Annotated in this window: 18 protein-coding genes and 1 riboswitch; of the genes, 15 read left to right on the forward strand and 3 right to left on the reverse strand. The window is 30.1% G+C overall.

The window, feature by feature from the left end:
- Positions 1–123: 123 nt before the first annotated feature.
- Complete coding sequence (locus CA_RS03000; protein WP_010963868.1) at positions 124–603, forward strand: VOC family protein; 480 nt, start codon at positions 124–126, stop codon at positions 601–603.
- Here CA_RS03000 and CA_RS03005 read toward each other — a convergent pair.
- Positions 583–1,017, reverse strand: a complete 435-nt coding sequence (locus CA_RS03005; RefSeq protein ID WP_010963869.1) for an ImmA/IrrE family metallo-endopeptidase — start codon at positions 1,015–1,017, stop codon at positions 583–585. The two genes, CA_RS03000 and CA_RS03005, sit on opposite strands and share 21 nt — an antisense overlap.
- A gap of 24 nt (positions 1,018–1,041) precedes the next feature.
- Positions 1,042–1,464, reverse strand: a complete 423-nt coding sequence (locus CA_RS03010; RefSeq protein ID WP_010963870.1) for a helix-turn-helix domain-containing protein — start codon at positions 1,462–1,464, stop codon at positions 1,042–1,044.
- A 234-nt stretch (positions 1,465–1,698) separates the two neighbouring features.
- Between CA_RS03010 and CA_RS03015 the strand changes: the two genes are divergently transcribed.
- The 14 genes from CA_RS03015 (at position 1,699) to CA_RS03075 (ending at position 15,831) form a co-directional block, all read left to right on the forward strand.
- Positions 1,699–2,127: a sigma factor-like helix-turn-helix DNA-binding protein gene (locus tag CA_RS03015; RefSeq protein ID WP_010963871.1), complete on the forward strand. Its 429-nt coding sequence runs from the start codon at positions 1,699–1,701 to the stop codon at positions 2,125–2,127.
- A gap of 263 nt (positions 2,128–2,390) precedes the next feature.
- Entirely contained in the window at positions 2,391–2,522 is a 132-nt protein-coding gene (locus CA_RS20320; protein WP_275541666.1) for a hypothetical protein, read from the forward strand.
- Positions 2,523–2,962: 440 nt separating this feature from the next.
- On the forward strand, positions 2,963–3,469 hold the full coding sequence (locus CA_RS03020; protein WP_010963872.1) for an Ig-like domain-containing protein: 507 nt from the start codon (positions 2,963–2,965) through the stop codon (positions 3,467–3,469).
- Between the two features lie 269 nt (positions 3,470–3,738).
- Positions 3,739–4,935, forward strand: a complete 1,197-nt coding sequence (locus tag CA_RS03025) for an Ig-like domain-containing protein (RefSeq protein WP_010963873.1) — start codon at positions 3,739–3,741, stop codon at positions 4,933–4,935.
- A 118-nt stretch (positions 4,936–5,053) separates the two neighbouring features.
- The gene (locus CA_RS03030; RefSeq protein WP_010963874.1) at positions 5,054–5,314 is read left to right on the forward strand and encodes a hemolysin XhlA family protein; all 261 of its coding nucleotides are present in this window, start codon (positions 5,054–5,056) and stop codon (positions 5,312–5,314) included.
- Positions 5,315–5,329: 15 nt separating this feature from the next.
- Positions 5,330–6,304, forward strand: coding sequence for a GH25 family lysozyme (locus CA_RS03035; protein ID WP_010963875.1), 975 nt, complete (start codon positions 5,330–5,332; stop codon positions 6,302–6,304).
- 163 nt (positions 6,305–6,467) lie between these two features.
- Complete coding sequence (locus tag CA_RS03040) at positions 6,468–7,175, forward strand: sulfite oxidase heme-binding subunit YedZ (protein ID WP_010963876.1); 708 nt, start codon at positions 6,468–6,470, stop codon at positions 7,173–7,175.
- Positions 7,176–7,300: 125 nt separating this feature from the next.
- A complete protein-coding gene (locus CA_RS03045; protein WP_010963877.1) occupies positions 7,301–8,059 on the forward strand; it encodes an AIM24 family protein in 759 nt (252 codons plus the stop codon).
- A gap of 127 nt (positions 8,060–8,186) precedes the next feature.
- Complete coding sequence (locus tag CA_RS03050; RefSeq protein ID WP_010963878.1) at positions 8,187–9,452, forward strand: M48 family metallopeptidase; 1,266 nt, start codon at positions 8,187–8,189, stop codon at positions 9,450–9,452.
- 169 nt (positions 9,453–9,621) lie between these two features.
- A complete protein-coding gene (locus CA_RS03055) occupies positions 9,622–9,813 on the forward strand; it encodes a hypothetical protein (RefSeq protein WP_013913674.1) in 192 nt (63 codons plus the stop codon).
- A 267-nt stretch (positions 9,814–10,080) separates the two neighbouring features.
- Positions 10,081–10,575: a hypothetical protein gene (locus tag CA_RS03060; protein WP_010963879.1), complete on the forward strand. Its 495-nt coding sequence runs from the start codon at positions 10,081–10,083 to the stop codon at positions 10,573–10,575.
- An 82-nt stretch (positions 10,576–10,657) separates the two neighbouring features.
- Positions 10,658–11,101: a MarR family winged helix-turn-helix transcriptional regulator gene (locus CA_RS03065; protein ID WP_010963880.1), complete on the forward strand. Its 444-nt coding sequence runs from the start codon at positions 10,658–10,660 to the stop codon at positions 11,099–11,101.
- Positions 11,052–12,377, forward strand: a complete 1,326-nt coding sequence (locus CA_RS03070) for an MFS transporter (protein WP_010963881.1) — start codon at positions 11,052–11,054, stop codon at positions 12,375–12,377. Before CA_RS03065 ends, CA_RS03070 begins: the two co-directional genes overlap by 50 nt.
- A 114-nt stretch (positions 12,378–12,491) precedes the next feature.
- Positions 12,492–12,574, forward strand: a riboswitch (cyclic di-GMP riboswitch).
- Positions 12,575–13,194: 620 nt separating this feature from the next.
- On the forward strand, positions 13,195–15,831 hold the full coding sequence (locus CA_RS03075; RefSeq protein WP_010963882.1) for a glycoside hydrolase family 9 protein: 2,637 nt from the start codon (positions 13,195–13,197) through the stop codon (positions 15,829–15,831).
- Positions 15,832–16,220: 389 nt separating this feature from the next.
- Here CA_RS03075 and CA_RS03085 read toward each other — a convergent pair whose 3' ends face one another.
- Positions 16,221–16,727 (reverse strand): hypothetical protein, encoded by a 507-nt coding sequence (locus CA_RS03085; protein WP_010963884.1) that lies wholly within the window; start codon positions 16,725–16,727, stop codon positions 16,221–16,223.
- Positions 16,728–16,784: the final 57 nt, after the last annotated feature.

Below are 16,784 nucleotides of genomic sequence, written 5' to 3' on the forward strand. Positions count from 1 at the left end.
GTGCAATTCCTTTATTGAAAAATAAAAACAAGTGGAATACAATGTAAGAAATAAGAAAGTCAAATTGTAAAGATATTCAATAATGTTTTATAGATAACCATGATTTAGAAAGGAACTATAATAATGAAATTTAATTGTCCACTTATAGTTGTAAATGATATTAATATCTCAAGAAAGTTTTACGAAGAGGTATTGTGTCAAAAGATAAAATATGATTTTGGTGAAAATGTAGTTTATGAAGGGGATTTTTCTTTGCAGTTAAAATCTCATTTTGCAAATATGATTGATATAGATGAAAAAAGTATAAAATTTCAATCTAATGGTTTTGAATTGTATTTTGAGGAGGATAATATAGAAGCGTTTCTAAACAAGCTAAAACAAAATAAAGGTATTAATTATATTCACAGCTTGCTAGAACATCCGTGGGGACAGAGAGTTATTAGATTTTATGATCCGGATATGCATATAATAGAGGTTGGAGAAAGTATGGAGGGTGTTATTAAACGTTTCTTTAATGAAGGAATGTCCATTGATGAAATTACAAAACGCACTCAGCACCCTCTTGAGTTTGTAAAAAGAGTCCTACATTATAAATTGACTTAAAACATTATAAGGAATCTGAGTTAGAGCAGCAATTTGCTCTAAAGACATTCCTTCTAGTTCAATTTCGTCAAATTTAATATTGATTAACTTGAATGCAAAGTAATTAGCTTGTCTTTCAAATTTACCTTTGTTTGAGAAAGTAAATGCAGCACAAAGTAAATCTGGATTACATAAAGCATGACCTAGTTCGTGAGATAGAATAAATTTTTCCAAAGACAAAGGTAAGTTGTCTTTTATAAAGATAATTTCATTATTTTGATAATCCCTATAATAAAGAGCATCTTTTTTTCTAAGAAGTATATTGTTAAAAGGAAGCTTTATTACTTTAATATTTAAACAATCGCAAAGTTCATGCACGTCTCTAGTTTTGAAATTAGATACCAATCCTAGGATTATGTTATCAATCCATTCCATTAACATCATCCCCAATATAAAGTATTATTTTTTATACTTATAGCCTAGTAATTTTAGCTGACTTAAAAGCTCATTGGCAAATTCAAGTATTTCATTGTTGGTCATTTTATTTATGTCATAACCACCATAAGCAGCTAAAGCAGGTTGTTTTACAATAAATTGCATAGCTGCTTCAGGAGTTTTAAACTCTTCAAAGTCATTTGAATTTTCTTGGAAATTTTCATTAGAAGTTAGTGATCCAGAGGTATTTTGCTCGTCTGTAAGTTTATCTACAGTTACATCTAAGACAGAAGCTATTTTTTGTAGTGTATTTATACTGGGATTTTTCTTTTTGCCACTTAATATTTCAGATAACGTCGACTGACCTATATTAGCTTCTTTTGCAAGTCTATATTTAGTCCAACCTTTTTTAGTCATATAGAATTCGATTCTATCTTTGTTAAACATATAAAAGACCTCCGCTGTAATATTTCGCTATAAGTTAATAATAATTGTAATATTTCGCTATGTCAATGTATTTCGCAAAAATTAAATATAATTTATAGTAATTAACTTATATAATAGTTGTAATTATTTCGTTAATGAGATAGTATATAAATATAGTTTCGCTATAACGAAATAGAGCGCTATTTAGAAAAATTGTTATTTAACCATATAAATATGTATAGGGAGGCGAAGAAATTGAGGAATGGTTGTAAGGAAATGGAAAGGCTTTTATGGGATTATAGAAATATAAAAGCTGAAATAAAAAATTTGGAGCTTGAAATTGAAGCTTCAAAAGAAAATTATGAAGGACTAATAGCTGTTAGCTATAAAGAAAAAACAGCAGCTACGAATAAATTTAATTCTGTTGTAGAAAACGAAGTGTTAACTAGAGAAAACAAGGTACTTAATCTTGAAAAGAGAAAAAGGATTAAAGAAATACAAATAGAGAAGGTGGACAATGCTATTGATACTCTTTCTGATAATGAAAGGAGAATTATAGAACTTAGGTATTTTTATAGGCTTCAATTTAAGCAAATATCAGAGAGACTTAATCTAAATGAAACTTATTGTATGCAATTAAAATCAAAAACACTATATAAACTAGAGACACTTGTGTTTATATAAGAGAAGCACCATAAAATATTGAAAGTATTTTATGGTGACTAATCCTATATAAGGGATAAAGAGTAATAGAGTTAATACAATAAATATGGTTGGTAATATATATTAATACATAAATGGACATAAAGGGATGGAAAAGTTAAATTTTCTTTCATAGTGTTTTTTATTGTTATTTTAGGATGTTTTATTAGTGTTTTGCAGATAGCACCACTGAAACTATATACCTAAAAAGGAATTACTCAAATAATTTAAAGGTGAACTATAAATTGAATGAGACATCTGGATCAACTTGTATAGACAACGTTAACAATTTAACTAATAATGGCACGTACAATGGAACCACAAGTGGAGCAGATAGTAATGGCAGTTACAGAAATTTCAATGGAAGTAGTGATTAAGTTAGTTTTAATAACTCAATAATACCTAAAGGTGCTAAAACTATTAAATTCAAGGTCAAAATAGCTAGTGTACCAAGTCACCAAATGGCTATTCTTGATAATGCAGCAGATGATAATAATACGAGTGGAATAACTACAAGTGGAACTGTACAATTAGATTATTTAAATGGCTAAAGTTGAAAAATTCATTATGTATGAGTTCTAAAAAAAAGTGTATGTGATAATTCTTGGCATACTGTTATGTTAACATGGGATGATACTAAAAATTCAAATGCAAATGCATTCAAATGGTATATTGATGATTTGGTTATCCTGATAGTTGTGGTGCAGCAAAATATCTTGAAGCTTCAAATGCAAGCTATTCATTAAATATTGGAAAATCAAATACTACTGATTCTAGATATAAATATTATTTTCAAGGAGCACTAAGAGATATAGAAATGTATGACACTGTAGTTGAGTACAATAACATAAGTACGGGAATAACTTTAAATAAAACTACAGATGAACTTGTAGTGGGTGACACAGATACTCTTATAGCTGCAGTGACACCAGATGATATTGCAAGTAAAGGGGTAACTTGGAGTTCAAGTGATTCATCCGTAGCGAGCGTAGATAAAACAACAGGAAAGGTAACAGCGGTAAGTGCAGGAACAGTAACTATAACTGCAACAACCATTGATGGTAAAACTCAGGCATGTACAATTAATGTAAAAGCTCAAATAGATACAACAGCAGTATTAACTTTAAAAATGGTAGATGGAAGTTTAGAAAAATATTATTTGTCTAAATCAGGTGTAGATGATTTTGTAACATGGTATAAAAACAGATCCAATGGAACCGGAAATGCATATTATGTATTTACTGCTAAGCCAACGCCTCCATACACGTATGAAACACATACTGTAGCTTTTGATAAGATAGTTTCATATGAAATTCAAGAATAAATAAAAATATTATATATTTTATTTATTAATAGATGAAGCCTTACGAGGCTTCTTTTTTATTTGCATATAACATTTGTATTCAATATTACAGGATAAACATATAAGTTTTAACTAACATCGCTATAAGGTTATATATGTTAATATAAGATCATAGAAAATAATTAATATTTCTTAAGGGATTTAAAACATTAAGATACTCACCATATTTTGAGGTGAGCACATATGTATTTAAATCCCTAATTTTATTCAAAATTTGAGGAGGATTTAAAATGATAAGTGATTTAGAAAGTTTGGGAATTGATTTTAAAGATGAGGGGGAAAATTATGTACCTAAAAAAGATTATTCAGGAAATTTAGTAGCTAAGTATGTTTTTGATTCAAATGGTATATCAACTGATAATATTACACTTAAAGATTTAAGTGGACATGGTTATGATGGTACTATGTCAGGTGTTAGTATAAAAGATGACTCTGAATTGGGTAAATGTGCATATTTTAATGGTAGTGCTAGTGTTAATTTTAACAATCAAATTATACCAAAAGGTAACAAAACAATAATTATAACCTTTAAAAAAGATTCTGGAACTCAAAGTAATGGACAGTATGAGTTTCTTATAGAACAAGGAAGTGGACAAGGTGAATCAATTACTTCATGGTCTATAAGGTTTGATTCATATAAGACTGCTTGTTTAAACAATTTATATTTTTGTAATGATGATAGTAAGATTAATATGTTAAATTCTCATCCAGCTGTTTTTAACGTTTGTGATGGTAAAAAGCATACTGCGATATTTAATTATTATGATAACAAAACCAATAACACTTATTGTGACAGTTTAAAAGCTCATGTATGTTCTTTTGATTTTAATGGTGGGGAGTATCGCACTGCAGATAATAGTATAATTGGCCAAAAGTATGTTGGGTATATAAAATCAATTGAAATATACGATGACGTAGTTGAATTCAATAGTATTAGTACAGGTACATCTTTAAATAAAAATATAGATCAATTAATAATAGGACAAACAGATAATTTAGTAGCAACAATTATGCCAGAGGATGTTACTGATAAATCAGTAATATGGTCATCAAGTGATCCATCTATAGTAGCAGTAGACGAAAATGGAAAAATAACAGCTTTAAAGGTAGGAGAAGTGAGTATAACAGTAACAACAAATGATGGTAGTAATTTAAGTCAAACTTGTATGGTTGCTGTTATTGATACAACCATTCCAGATAAGGCTTGCTTAAATATATCTATGACTAATGGTCAAGTTAAGCAGTATTACGTAGGTATGGATTTAGTAAATAAATTCATATCTTGGTATAAGCTTAGGTCAGCAGGAAGTGAGGAACCATTTTATGAATTCGATATAACTCAATTGTCAGAACCAGGTATTTTAAGACATGACTATGTAGTTTTCAATAAAATATCATCCTTTACGGTAGATGATTATGTTAAATAATTGAGTTTATATTAAATTAAGTAATTAAAAAAGTTTTAAGGTGAATTTATTTTGATATACTTCCAAGAATGGGTTTATATCAAAATAAAATATAAAGTTAAATGAAAGGAGGTGTAAAATGAGTGAGGATTATGATGCGAAGTTATGCCAGGAATGGCACAAGGTTATTGACGAAAAACTTAATTTGCATAATGTAAGATTGAATGACCACAGTGATAGAATTAAAAAATTGGAGAGAAGGTCTGCGGCTGTAGACGAAAGGGTTGAAAACCTTTGTGAACAGCTGAAAAATTTAGTAAATACTCTTAAATGGGGTTTTGGTATATTAGTTACCATTACCCTTTTTGTTTTGGGATATTTAATGAAAATAAAAAATTAGAAAGGGAATGATAGAATGAAAGGAATCGATATTTATTCAGGACAAGGAAGCGTAGATTTTAATGCAGTTAAAGAAAGTGGGGTAGAAGTTGTTTATATAAAAGCAACAGAGGGATTAACATATACGGATTCAACTTACAAGGATTTTTATGATGGAGCAAAAAATGCAGGACTTAAAATTGGTTTTTATCATTATTTAAGAGCAAATGACCCAACAAGTGAGGCAGAACATTTTTTTAATACAATTTCAGGACTTTCATTAGATTGTAAATGTGCTATAGATGTTGAAGTAACATTAGGTCAAAGTATCGACCAAATAAGTTCAAATGTTAGAAAATTTGCGGATTATTTGATAAATAAAGGATTGGATGTTTGTGTATATACCTATACTAACTTCTATAAAGATAATTTAAATAGTACGGTTAAAGATTTGCCTTTATGGATAGCTGAATATGGCGTAAGTAAGCCTAATATAGATGCTTCATATGTTGGATTTCAATATTCAGATAGCGGTTCTGTGAATGGTATAAGTGGTTCTGCTGATTTAGATGAATTTTCAGAGGGGATACTTGTTGGAGGTACAGTTGTTATAGATCCAGGACAGGGTGGAGATGATAATATAAAGGCTATTCAACAGGATCTTAATATCTTACTAAAAAGAGGGCTAGAAGTTGATGGAATAGAAGGACCAGAGACTGAGGCTGCTATAAAAGATTTTCAATCCATTATGGGACTTACAGTAGATGGAATTTGGGGAACAAATACTTCAGGGGCTGCACAGCAAATTTTTTCAAGACCTCTAGATGGAGTTGCATATCCTCATTATGAATATGCAACAAGATATATTCAATATAGAGTTGGAGCAAGTGTAGATGGTACCTTTGGTAGCGGAACAAAAGCAAAAGTTGCAGCTTGGCAGTCAAATCAGGGACTTATGGCTGATGGTGTTGTTGGATCGGCTACTTGGTCAAAGCTATTAGATGAAAATTAATAAAATATAAATGAAAATTGTCCACAATGGCTATGTGGAAAGTAAGATGTTTTTAACACATAGCCATTTTTCTTTTTTATTACATATATATAAAATAATGTTGACTTTGTGGTAAAATTGTAATAAAATTACACTAAAATGGTATAGAATGGAGGTGAGAAGGATGGAATTAGTTTGCTGTATTGCGGTTACAACTCTTGTAATGTTATTTTTAAATTCAACTATTATAAGGAAAAGAGCAATTTGGTATTTTATTTCCTTAGCAGCTTCCTTTGCCACAGTATTTTTTGAAATTTTCAAAATTTTGTATAAAGTTCATATTGGGGGAGTTTTAGCTGTATTTGAAAAAGTGTGTATAAAAGGATTTATAGCCATATCATTATTTCTACTTGTTATGTTTGCAGGAGCACTTAATAATAAGTTGGCAGTAACTAAAAAACTTGTTGCAATAAGGGCACAAATGGCTATTATGGCATCTATATTTATTTTTCCACATGTATGTATTTATTTATACTATGTACTAAAATATACTTTTCCAGAGGTAATAGATAAGGGCAGTATAGAATTATTCACAGCAGCATATATCTTAGCGGGAATTATAGCATTCATTATAATGATGCCTTTGTTTATTACATCACTAAAGAAAGTAAGAAGAAAAATGAATGGTGTTAAGTGGAAAAAGCTTCAAAGATGGGCATATCTTTTTTATTTATTAGTATATGGACATATATTATTTGTAATGCTTAACTCCCAAAAAATTGACATAACAAGATTTGCAACATATAATATCTTATTCGGCATATATTTCATACTTAGAGTAACAAAGACAAGACTAAGCAGTGTAACAAAGAGTGTAGAGCCAATTGCTTAGATATTGTAAGTTCAGCTGATAGTTTGGCTGAACTTTTTGTTTTATTTAAAATATAATAATATAATAACTTTATTTTTACATTTTATGATATAATTCTTACATACAAGTGTAAGGGAGAGATGAAAATGGTAAAGTGCAACAATCTTTATGGGAATAAAAATGTGGAAATAGTGGAAAGTAGAGGAGATATAAAAGTCCTTGAATATAAGAAAGATTTGAGTGTAGATATTTCTAGCGCTGCTGCTTTATATTTTGCTTCTGAAATGAATATTAGAAAGAGACAAGTATTGATTGAATTAAAAGATAATGCATACACAATTAGTGCAGGAGCTATGCAGTGGATGTCGGGTTCCGTTACTATGGCAGCTGATGTTAAAGGTATTGGTGATTTGTTTGGAAAGGCCTTATCGTCCAAAGTAACAAAAGAATCAGCAATTAAACCTAAATATCAAGGAAATGGATTATTAATGTTGGAACCTACATATAAACACATTTTACTTGAAGAAGTTTCAGATTGGGGAGAGGGAATAGTACTAGAGGATGGACTTTTTCTAGCTTGTGAATCAAATCTTAAACAGAAAGTAGTAGCAAGAACTAATTTTTCTTCAGCAGTAATGGGTAAAGAAGGACTATTTAATTTGTGTCTTAAAGGTAAAGGAGTTGCAGTTCTTGAAAGCCCTGTGCCAAGAGATGAACTTATAGAATTTGTGCTTGAAAAAGATGAAGTCAGAATTGATGGTAACTACGCTATAGCATGGTCTGATACACTAGATTTTAGAGTCGAAAAATCAAGTAAAAGCTTAATTGGTTCTGCTGTTTCAGGAGAGGGATTAGTGAATGTATATAGAGGAACAGGAAGAATTCTTATGGCACCTGTAAGATAAATAATTTTGTATAAGAAAATCCAGTGAGCATAGCTTTCACTGGATTTTTATATTTATGTCCAAGGTATTTATAATTTAGTAGGTACATATAATAAAAAATGTATTATGTTTAAGTATTGGAGGAGCTATGAGAAAAAAGATTAGTGTTTTGTTTTTACTTTGCATTTCAGTAATGATTTTTTTTATAAAATTAAGAAGTGCACCTATATTTGACTGTTACCATGTAATGCTAAGTAATGAAGCTATAAGAGTTAGGTACTACAAAATTAATATGATTCTTGAAATAATATACACTTTTATGGGAATACTAATTCCTTTGCTTATTATTTTCTCAAGAATACATGTAAGCCTTGAAGAGTTTGCTTATAAAGTTAAAAAAGTGTGGCTCCCAGGGATTTGTATATATTCTTTTTTATTTGTTATAGTGTACCATATCTTTTATCTTCCACTTGATATTTACTCAGGATTTATAAATGAGCATATTTTTTCAGTTTCAAATCAAAGTTTTGGAAAATGGGTGTGGAATTGGTCTCTTAATGTGCTAACATCAGCTGTTTTTTTGGCAGTTATTTTGTGGATTCCATATAAAATAGCTAAGAGATCAGCTAAAAGATGGTGGATATATACTTGGATTATTTTTATTCCTGTTATTATATTTTCATACATAATTTCTCCTATAGTAATAGATCCAATGTATAATAAATTTGAACCATTAAAGGATAAAAGGCTTGAAAGTAAAATACAAAATCTTGCACACAGGGCAGGAGTATATAATTGTCAACTATATCAGGTTAATAAAAGCGCAGATACAAAACAAATAAATGCCTATATGACGGGGGTTGGAAATACAAAAAGAATTGTTATATGGGATACGGCTATAAAAAATTTATCTGAGGATGAACTTGAATTTGTTGTTGCACATGAAATTGGACACTATGTTTTAAATCATACAATAATAAATTGTTTTGGAACAATAGGTGGATTATTTATAATGCTTTATATTATACATAAGGCGGTTCCGCATACTGTAAAAAAATACGGCAAGATGCTTAAAATAGAGAGCATTATAAATATAAGGTCTTTTCCTCTTGTTATACTAGTTATAACTATTTGCACTTGTGTTTCTGAGCCGCTTTATAATGCTGTGAGTAGAACTATGGAGTACAATGCTGATACCTTTGCAGTTGAGCTCACTCACAACAATGAAGCTGGAGTAAATATGTTTAAAAAATTATCAGTTAAAAATTTATCTGTAATGAAACCGGATAGATGGTATGAAATATGGAAATACACACATCCATCTTTGCAGGAAAGAATAGATTTTGTTAAGTCGTATAAACCCTGGGAACAAAATAAGCCTTTAAAGTATGGTAGATACATTAAAAATAATTAAGCGGGTTAAATTCCGTTTGGTTATTTTTTTATATTTCAAAATGTTATAAAGTATAGAACAATATATTGAAAGGATAAAAAATATATGGTATTATATAATTGAGAACGATAATCAATATCGATTATGCTTTTTTATTTGGAGTAACCTTTGATAGAGGGAGGAGATAAGTGTGAATAATATTTTTTATATAATTACATTAGGATTAGTTGAGATTGTAATATCTTCCTTACTTACATTAAAACTATCCTTAAGAAGTGGAAGTAATTCAAATATAACATTAATAAGTACATCTAATTTTAAAGCTTTTATATTTATTTTTTCTTCACTTTATTTAATAACCATTATTTCTTATATAAAATAGGTGGTTAAATCCTAAAGGTTTAACCACCTATTTTTCTATTATTTGCATGGACAAACTAATAAAAATTTAAATATATCATATGTCAAAAAAAAAATCAATATCCAATTAAAATTAAATTTGTTCATTTTCATAATTTATGTTATAATAAATACAGAAGAGAAGATCTATTTATTAAATTTAACTATATACGAGACGACAAATAAGTATCACCTTTTATTAGGTGATTTTGATTTTTGTTAGGTATATAGAAAAAAAGGAGCGTTCACATTGAGAGTAAATAATAGAAGAAAGAATACTATCTCCATAAAAATGTTTATAAAAGAGTTTGGTGAGCATTTTTCGGAAAACGTCATAAAAAGACTTATGGATTTAGATTTGAGATGTGTACTTACAAGATCGAAGGAAGATTACAATATATTAGACTTAAAGCATGTAGAACATATTAGATATGACAATGAAAACAAGCTTGGCAATGAACTTAAAGAGTATTGTTATGCTGAGTTTGTTGTTATAGATGGAGAGCTTTATTTTTCAGACAAATGTATGGAAAACGAAAGAGTAATGCAATCGTCAGTTGTAGAAAAGATATATAATTATCTTAGTGATGATAATATAATTTGTGAAAATGAGAAAAATTTCAAGAAAGTAGAAGAAGATAATATAGATTATATTGTTGACAACATACTGCTTAAATGTCCTCAGGTTTCTCAAAAATATATTGATATTGTAAATGAAATGCTTTCTTTAGCTGAAAGAAAATAAAGTATCAAGATGGTTTCTATAAGGTACACCTTGTAGAAACCATCTTTTTGACATTATTGTATAGCAGGTATACAATATTAATATGAAAAATTCAAATTATGAAAAACAAATAAGTGAGCTAATATTAGAAACTATATGTAAATTTGATGAGAGGGATTCTAAGGAAAGAAATTTTGGTACTGATGTAAATATACATCATTCTGAAATTCATATGATTAAGTTTATAAAGGAAAATACAGATTTGCATATTTCAGCTATTGCTAGAAAACTAGGAATTACAAGAGGGGCAGTTTCTCAAACCATAAAGAGGCTTCAGAGTAAAGGTCTTATAACAAAGGAGGTAGACGAAGGTAACAATTCTAAGATTGTAGTAAGGTTGACGGGTAAGGGCCAGACGGCATATATTAATCACGAAAACTACCATAAGCAATATGAAATTAGAATTAAAAATATTTTAGAGAATATGGGGGCTGGAAGTGAAAAAGTTGTATATGATTTTTTGCTTGAATTTTATAGAAAAATATAGAGGGAGATTTAAGATTTATTTTGAATTAGTGTATAGTATGTATACAATGGAGATGGAGATGTTTAAAATGACTATTAAAGAATCTTTTGAGCTTAATAAGTTCATTATATTCATTATGGCATTAACGTGTACGGTTACTGTTGCTAATTTGTATTATTGTCAGCCTCTTTTAGGACAAATAGCTAAAAGCTTTAATGTTACAGAGGCTAATGCTGGATTTGTTGTTACGTTAACTCAAGTAGGATATGCTCTTGGAATGCTTTTTCTTGTACCGCTTGGAGATATAAAAGAAAGAAAAAAGCTTATAATAGAGATGCTTTTATTGGTTTCAGTATTCCTTTTTGCTGCTTTTATTTCTAGAAATTATTATGTTTTATTAGTTACATCATTTTTAATAGGATTTACAACTATAGTGCCACAGCTTATTGTACCGTTTGCGGCACATCTATCAAAACCCGAAGAACGTGGACAAGTAATAGGTAATGTTCTGAGCGGACTATTAATAGGTATACTTTTATCTAGAGTTTTTAGTGGAATAATAGGTGATATCTTAGGTTGGAGAAATGTATATTTGATAGCCTCGTTACTAATGGTTTCTTTTTTATTTATAATTGTGTTCTTGTTTCCTAAGAGTAAACCTACATCTAAGATAAGCTATAAAAAATTAATATTTTCTATGTGGGGATTGATAAAAAGAGAAAAAGTTCTTAGAGAAGCTTCTATTAATGGAGCGCTTATGTTTGGATCGTTTAGTATATTTTGGACTGCGCTTGTATTTTTATTGGAATCTAAAGTATATAATATGGGATCCAAAGAAGCTGGTTTCTTTGGATTAGTTGGTATTGTGGGTGCTTTGGCTGCACCTGTAGTTGGGAAAGTTGCAGATAAAAAAACACCAAGATTTGCAGTTGGATTTGCTATAATCTTTTCTACAATAGCTTATGTTTGTTTTTGGGGCATGGGATATAAAATATATGGACTTGTAATTGGAGTTATTTTGCTTGATTTAGGAAATCAAACCGGACAAGTTTCAAATCAAGCAAGAGTTCAAGCTATAAGTGATCAAGAGAGAAGTCGTATAAATACTGTATTTATGGTTTCATATTTTATTGGAGGTTCAATTGGATCATTTGTTGCAGCTGTATTTTGGCAAAAGTTTGGATGGAGTGGTGTGTGTGCTATTGGTATGTTTTTTCAAATAATTGCAGTTATATTTCATTATTTTATATACGGAACTAAATTTAGCATTAGAAATAAGTATGGACAGGTAAGGTGATATATAAGTGTAAAATTACAATTTTAAGGTTTTAGCTATGAAAAAGTAGTCTAGAGGCAGGTTGCTTTAAATATAATTTTGTGGTAAAATATAACTATTAATATAAAGAATACCTATTTGTTTGGAAACAATGATGAATTTCTTTAAATTGGGCACTTGAGAAATTTTGAGTTAGTAGTGCAACCGACCAACGATTAATTAAGCTGTATTAATTGTTGGTTTTTTGCTTGTGTAAGGAGGTGTTTAAACTATTAAAGTATAAAAATGTAATTTATGTATTATTGTTCAATATAATTTACATAATAGGGATATAAGATGTAGAGAGGTTAAATAAAATAATAGTTTATAAATGCCAAGCATCATATTTTAATATTAAAAAGATATAATGTTAATTCGTTTTTCAACTATAGTGGCTAAATTGAGAATTATGAAGATAAATGTAGGAAAATCAATTTGATTTTCCTACATTTGTTTTTTGAAAAGGTAAATATAAATATTAACACTATTTTGAGTTTAAAATTAGTAAAAATAGATGATAACATATAATTATTACAAATTAAAAGTATAAAACATAGAAATATTAACTGTATTTCTACTTGATACGGCAAATATGATAAAAAAATAAATAAATTCATGTGGTATTGTGGAAGGCTAGTAAAAAATAATGTTTACATATATATTGACACCAATGGGTAAATAATGTATTATAATTTTTGTAGGATATTTTATACAAAACAGTAATAAAAGATAAAAAAGTTACGATTTTTGTATAAGATGTAACTATAAGCGATTGTAAAAATTAAAGGGGGAAAAAATAATGTTAAGGAGAAAATTACTGTCTATGATAGTTGCTGCTTCTCTTGTAGTTGGAGTAGGATTCTCTAATATTTGTTATGCAAAACCACCAGCTCCAGATCCAAACAGCAATGTAGGTACACATGATCTTATTAGAAATAGTACTTTTACTGATGGAGTTGGATTGCCATGGACTGAGGTTGAAACAGCACCTGCTCATGGAGATTTTGACATTTCAGGAGGTACTTATAATATAACTGTTACAAAACCAGGAAGTAATATCTGGGATGTACAGTTTAGACATAGAAATTTACAGCTTAAAGCAGGACATAAATATCATGTAGAATTTACAGTAACAGCAGATAAGGATTGTGATATTTATCCTCAAATAGCTATGTCTAAAGATCCATATACTCAATATTGGCACTATGGAAACTGGGAAAATGTACACTTAACAGCAGGACAAGCTAAAACTGTAACTGATGATTTCACTATGACAACAAATGATGATTCTGCTGAATTTGCATTCCATATTTCCAATACAAACGATAATTCAAAGCTTCCAATAACATATAAATTCGATAATATACATTTAACAGATCCACAATATACACAACCAGCAATACCAGATGATAATATTTACGATGCGGTAAGGGTAAACCAAGTCGGATATTATCCTAATCTTGAGAAGATTGCAACAGTAACTTCTGATTCTTCAACTCCAATACCATGGAAACTTCAAGACAGCACAGGAGCAGTTGTTGCATCAGGACAAACAAAAGTATTTGGACAAGATCAGGCATCAGGAGATAATGTTCATATTATCGATTTCACTTCCTACAATAAATCCGGTAAGGACTATAAATTAGTAGTTAGTGGTGATACTGATGAAAATCCAGCATACAGTGTTCCTTTTAATATTGGAAGTGACTTATATTCACAACTTAAACAAGATTCTATAAAATACTTCTATCACAACAGAAGTGGTATAGAAATAAAAATGCCTTATTGTGGTGATTCATCATTGGCACGTCCAGCAGGACATCCAAGTGATATAATGGGATTGGCACCTAATAACTGGTATAGCAGCTTAGCTAATTACAAGTTGGATGTAACAGGTGGATGGTATGATGCAGGAGATCATGGTAAATACGTTGTAAACGGTGGTATATCAGTATGGACTATGATGAATCAATATGAGCGTGCATTATACAACGGAGGAGATGTTACAAAGGCTCCTTTCGCAGATAATACTATGAATATTCCTGAAAGTGGTAACGGAACACCAGACATACTTGATGAAGCACGTTATGAACTTGAAATGCTTCTTAAGATGCAAGTTCCAGCAGGCAACACATATGCTGGTATGGCACATCATAAAGGACATGATGAAACTTGGACAGGTCTTGGAGTTCGTCCAGATCAAGACACAAAAACACGTTATTTACAACCACCAAGCACTGCAGCAACTTTAAATCTTGCAGCAGTAGCAGCACAGGGTTCACGTTTATGGAAGGATAAAGATGCAGATTTCTCAACTAAATGCTTAACATCAGCAGAAACTGCTTGGAAGGCAGCTCTTGCACATCCTGACATTTATGCAGATGCTGGAGATGTAGGTGGAGGAGCTTATAGTGATAATCATGTAACTGATGAATTCTATTGGGCAGCCGCTGAACTTTATGCAACAACAGGAAAACAGGAATACTTAGACTATATACAAAAGTCCCCATACTATTTACAAATGCCTACTGAGTTAACAGGAGGAGAATCTACTGGAAACGCAGGACCATTTGATTGGGGTAATGTACAAGGTCTAGGAACAATAACTTTAGCAACTGTACCAAACAATCTATCAAAAACAGATGTAGATACAGCTAAAAGCAATATAGAGAAAGCTGCAGATGCATTTATTGATCATCAATCTAAAGAAGGATATGGTACATCACTTGCAGAGTCACAAGTTGATACAACTTACCATGGAGTAAAGGGTCCAATAGTTAATGGATATCCTTGGGGTTCAAACTCATTTGTTGCTAATGAAGCAATTGTAATGGGATACGCTTATGACTTTAGTAAAAATGCTAAATACATGAATGGTATGGAAGAAGATATGGATTATTTACTTGGACGTAACCCTAATGTTAAGAGTTATGTTACGGGATATGGAGCAGGAGCAGTTAAAAATCCACATCATCGTTTCTGGGCACATCAAGCTGATCCAAACTTCCCTAATGCACCAGCAGGATGCTTTGTAGGAGGACCAAACAGTGCTCTTCAAGATCCATGGGTTAAGGGTTCAGGATGGCATGTTGGTGATAAAGCACCAGAAAAATGCTACATGGATAATATAGAATCATGGTCAACAAATGAAATCACAATTAACTGGAATGCCCCTATGGCATGGATTTCATCATACTTAGATGACAATGCACCAAAGGTTAACAATGTAAAATATGGTGATATTAATGATGATGGAGTTGTAAATGGACGTGATATCATGGTATTAACACAATATATTGCAGGTAAACCTGTAACTATAGACACAGCAGCTGCTGATGTAAATGGTGATGGAACTGTAAATGGAAGAGATCTTATGATTTTAAGACAATATGTATCAGGAAAGGTAACTTCTTTTCCAGTAGAAAGTAATAAATAATGCTTATTTTAGAATAAATTATTTGATTTCTGCTTCAGAGCTGTAAAAGCTTTGAAGCAGTTTTTTTATAGCTATATATAATTGTAGGCGGCTTTAGGCCGCCTACAATTATATAGCTATGTGAATGTGTTTTTGAACAGTTATCAATATATTTATTCCATAACAGAAAAAAAGCATTACAAAGATTAAAACAAAACTTATTACATCATATTTTAAAGGAATATTGTTTTTGGATGCAAGATGATTGCAAAATAAAATTTCTCCGCCTAATAATATAAGTACAAAAGGCCATAGGTGTACAACAATATAATAAAATGGGAAGTTGAAAAAATTAACACAAAAATAAAGTATTCCGAAAATAATCAGTAAAAAACCAAAGGTCAAGGTTCCTACTCTTCTTTGATGCATTCTTTATCACCTATCTTTGCTTTTTTACTTTTTATTATTATGAATATGCCAACAATTATAAATAAAATAGAAATTAATACACTTTTTGAATATCTTAATATTTGGTAATCAATATAAGTGTCTAGTAAAGGTATAATTACATTATCCATAAGAGATAAAAATCCAAGTAAAACAAATATATATGCTACATACTTTGCTGAATTATTACTCTTTAAAGCTTTATTAAGATTTGTTGATTTAAATATAGGCAAATCTGTATCTTCTAGAGTCTCATTTCTAGATGCCTTATTTCTAACGTCGAATATACTGTAAAACCATATTATTGGAATTAGTATAGAAAAAACTCCAAGATGGAAGGTAGTTGAGACTGAAATAGTGAAAAAGAATAAAAACATAAGTTCTATACCTTGACGCATAAGACCTAGATACATATGTCCGGCTCCAGGAACCAATGAGAAAAAAGTTGCAGTTGATTTTGAATGATTCAATTTATTAATCCTCCTTAAAAGTTTTACCTTGATTTAATAATATCATTATATAGTATT

Origin of the sequence: Clostridium acetobutylicum ATCC 824 (genome assembly GCF_000008765.1) — a bacterium.
Classification (GTDB): domain Bacteria; phylum Bacillota; class Clostridia; order Clostridiales; family Clostridiaceae; genus Clostridium_S; species Clostridium_S acetobutylicum.

Bases quoted from the DNA above. Each gene is read 5' to 3' on its own strand.
- CA_RS03000 (WP_010963868.1), top strand. From the start codon at position 124: ATGAAATTTAATTGTCCACTTATAGTTGTAAATGATATTAATATCTCA.
- CA_RS03005 (WP_010963869.1), bottom strand. From the start codon at position 1,017: ATGGAATGGATTGATAACATAATCCTAGGATTGGTATCTAATTTCAAA.
- CA_RS03010 (WP_010963870.1), bottom strand. From the start codon at position 1,464: ATGTTTAACAAAGATAGAATCGAATTCTATATGACTAAAAAAGGTTGG.
- CA_RS03020 (WP_010963872.1), top strand. From the start codon at position 2,963: ATGTATGACACTGTAGTTGAGTACAATAACATAAGTACGGGAATAACT.
- CA_RS03025 (WP_010963873.1), top strand. From the start codon at position 3,739: ATGATAAGTGATTTAGAAAGTTTGGGAATTGATTTTAAAGATGAGGGG.
- CA_RS03030 (WP_010963874.1), top strand. From the start codon at position 5,054: ATGAGTGAGGATTATGATGCGAAGTTATGCCAGGAATGGCACAAGGTT.
- CA_RS03035 (WP_010963875.1), top strand. From the start codon at position 5,330: ATGAAAGGAATCGATATTTATTCAGGACAAGGAAGCGTAGATTTTAAT.
- CA_RS03040 (WP_010963876.1), top strand. From the start codon at position 6,468: ATGGAATTAGTTTGCTGTATTGCGGTTACAACTCTTGTAATGTTATTT.
- CA_RS03045 (WP_010963877.1), top strand. From the start codon at position 7,301: ATGGTAAAGTGCAACAATCTTTATGGGAATAAAAATGTGGAAATAGTG.
- CA_RS03050 (WP_010963878.1), top strand. From the start codon at position 8,187: ATGAGAAAAAAGATTAGTGTTTTGTTTTTACTTTGCATTTCAGTAATG.
- CA_RS03065 (WP_010963880.1), top strand. From the start codon at position 10,658: ATGAAAAATTCAAATTATGAAAAACAAATAAGTGAGCTAATATTAGAA.
- CA_RS03075 (WP_010963882.1), top strand. From the start codon at position 13,195: ATGTTAAGGAGAAAATTACTGTCTATGATAGTTGCTGCTTCTCTTGTA.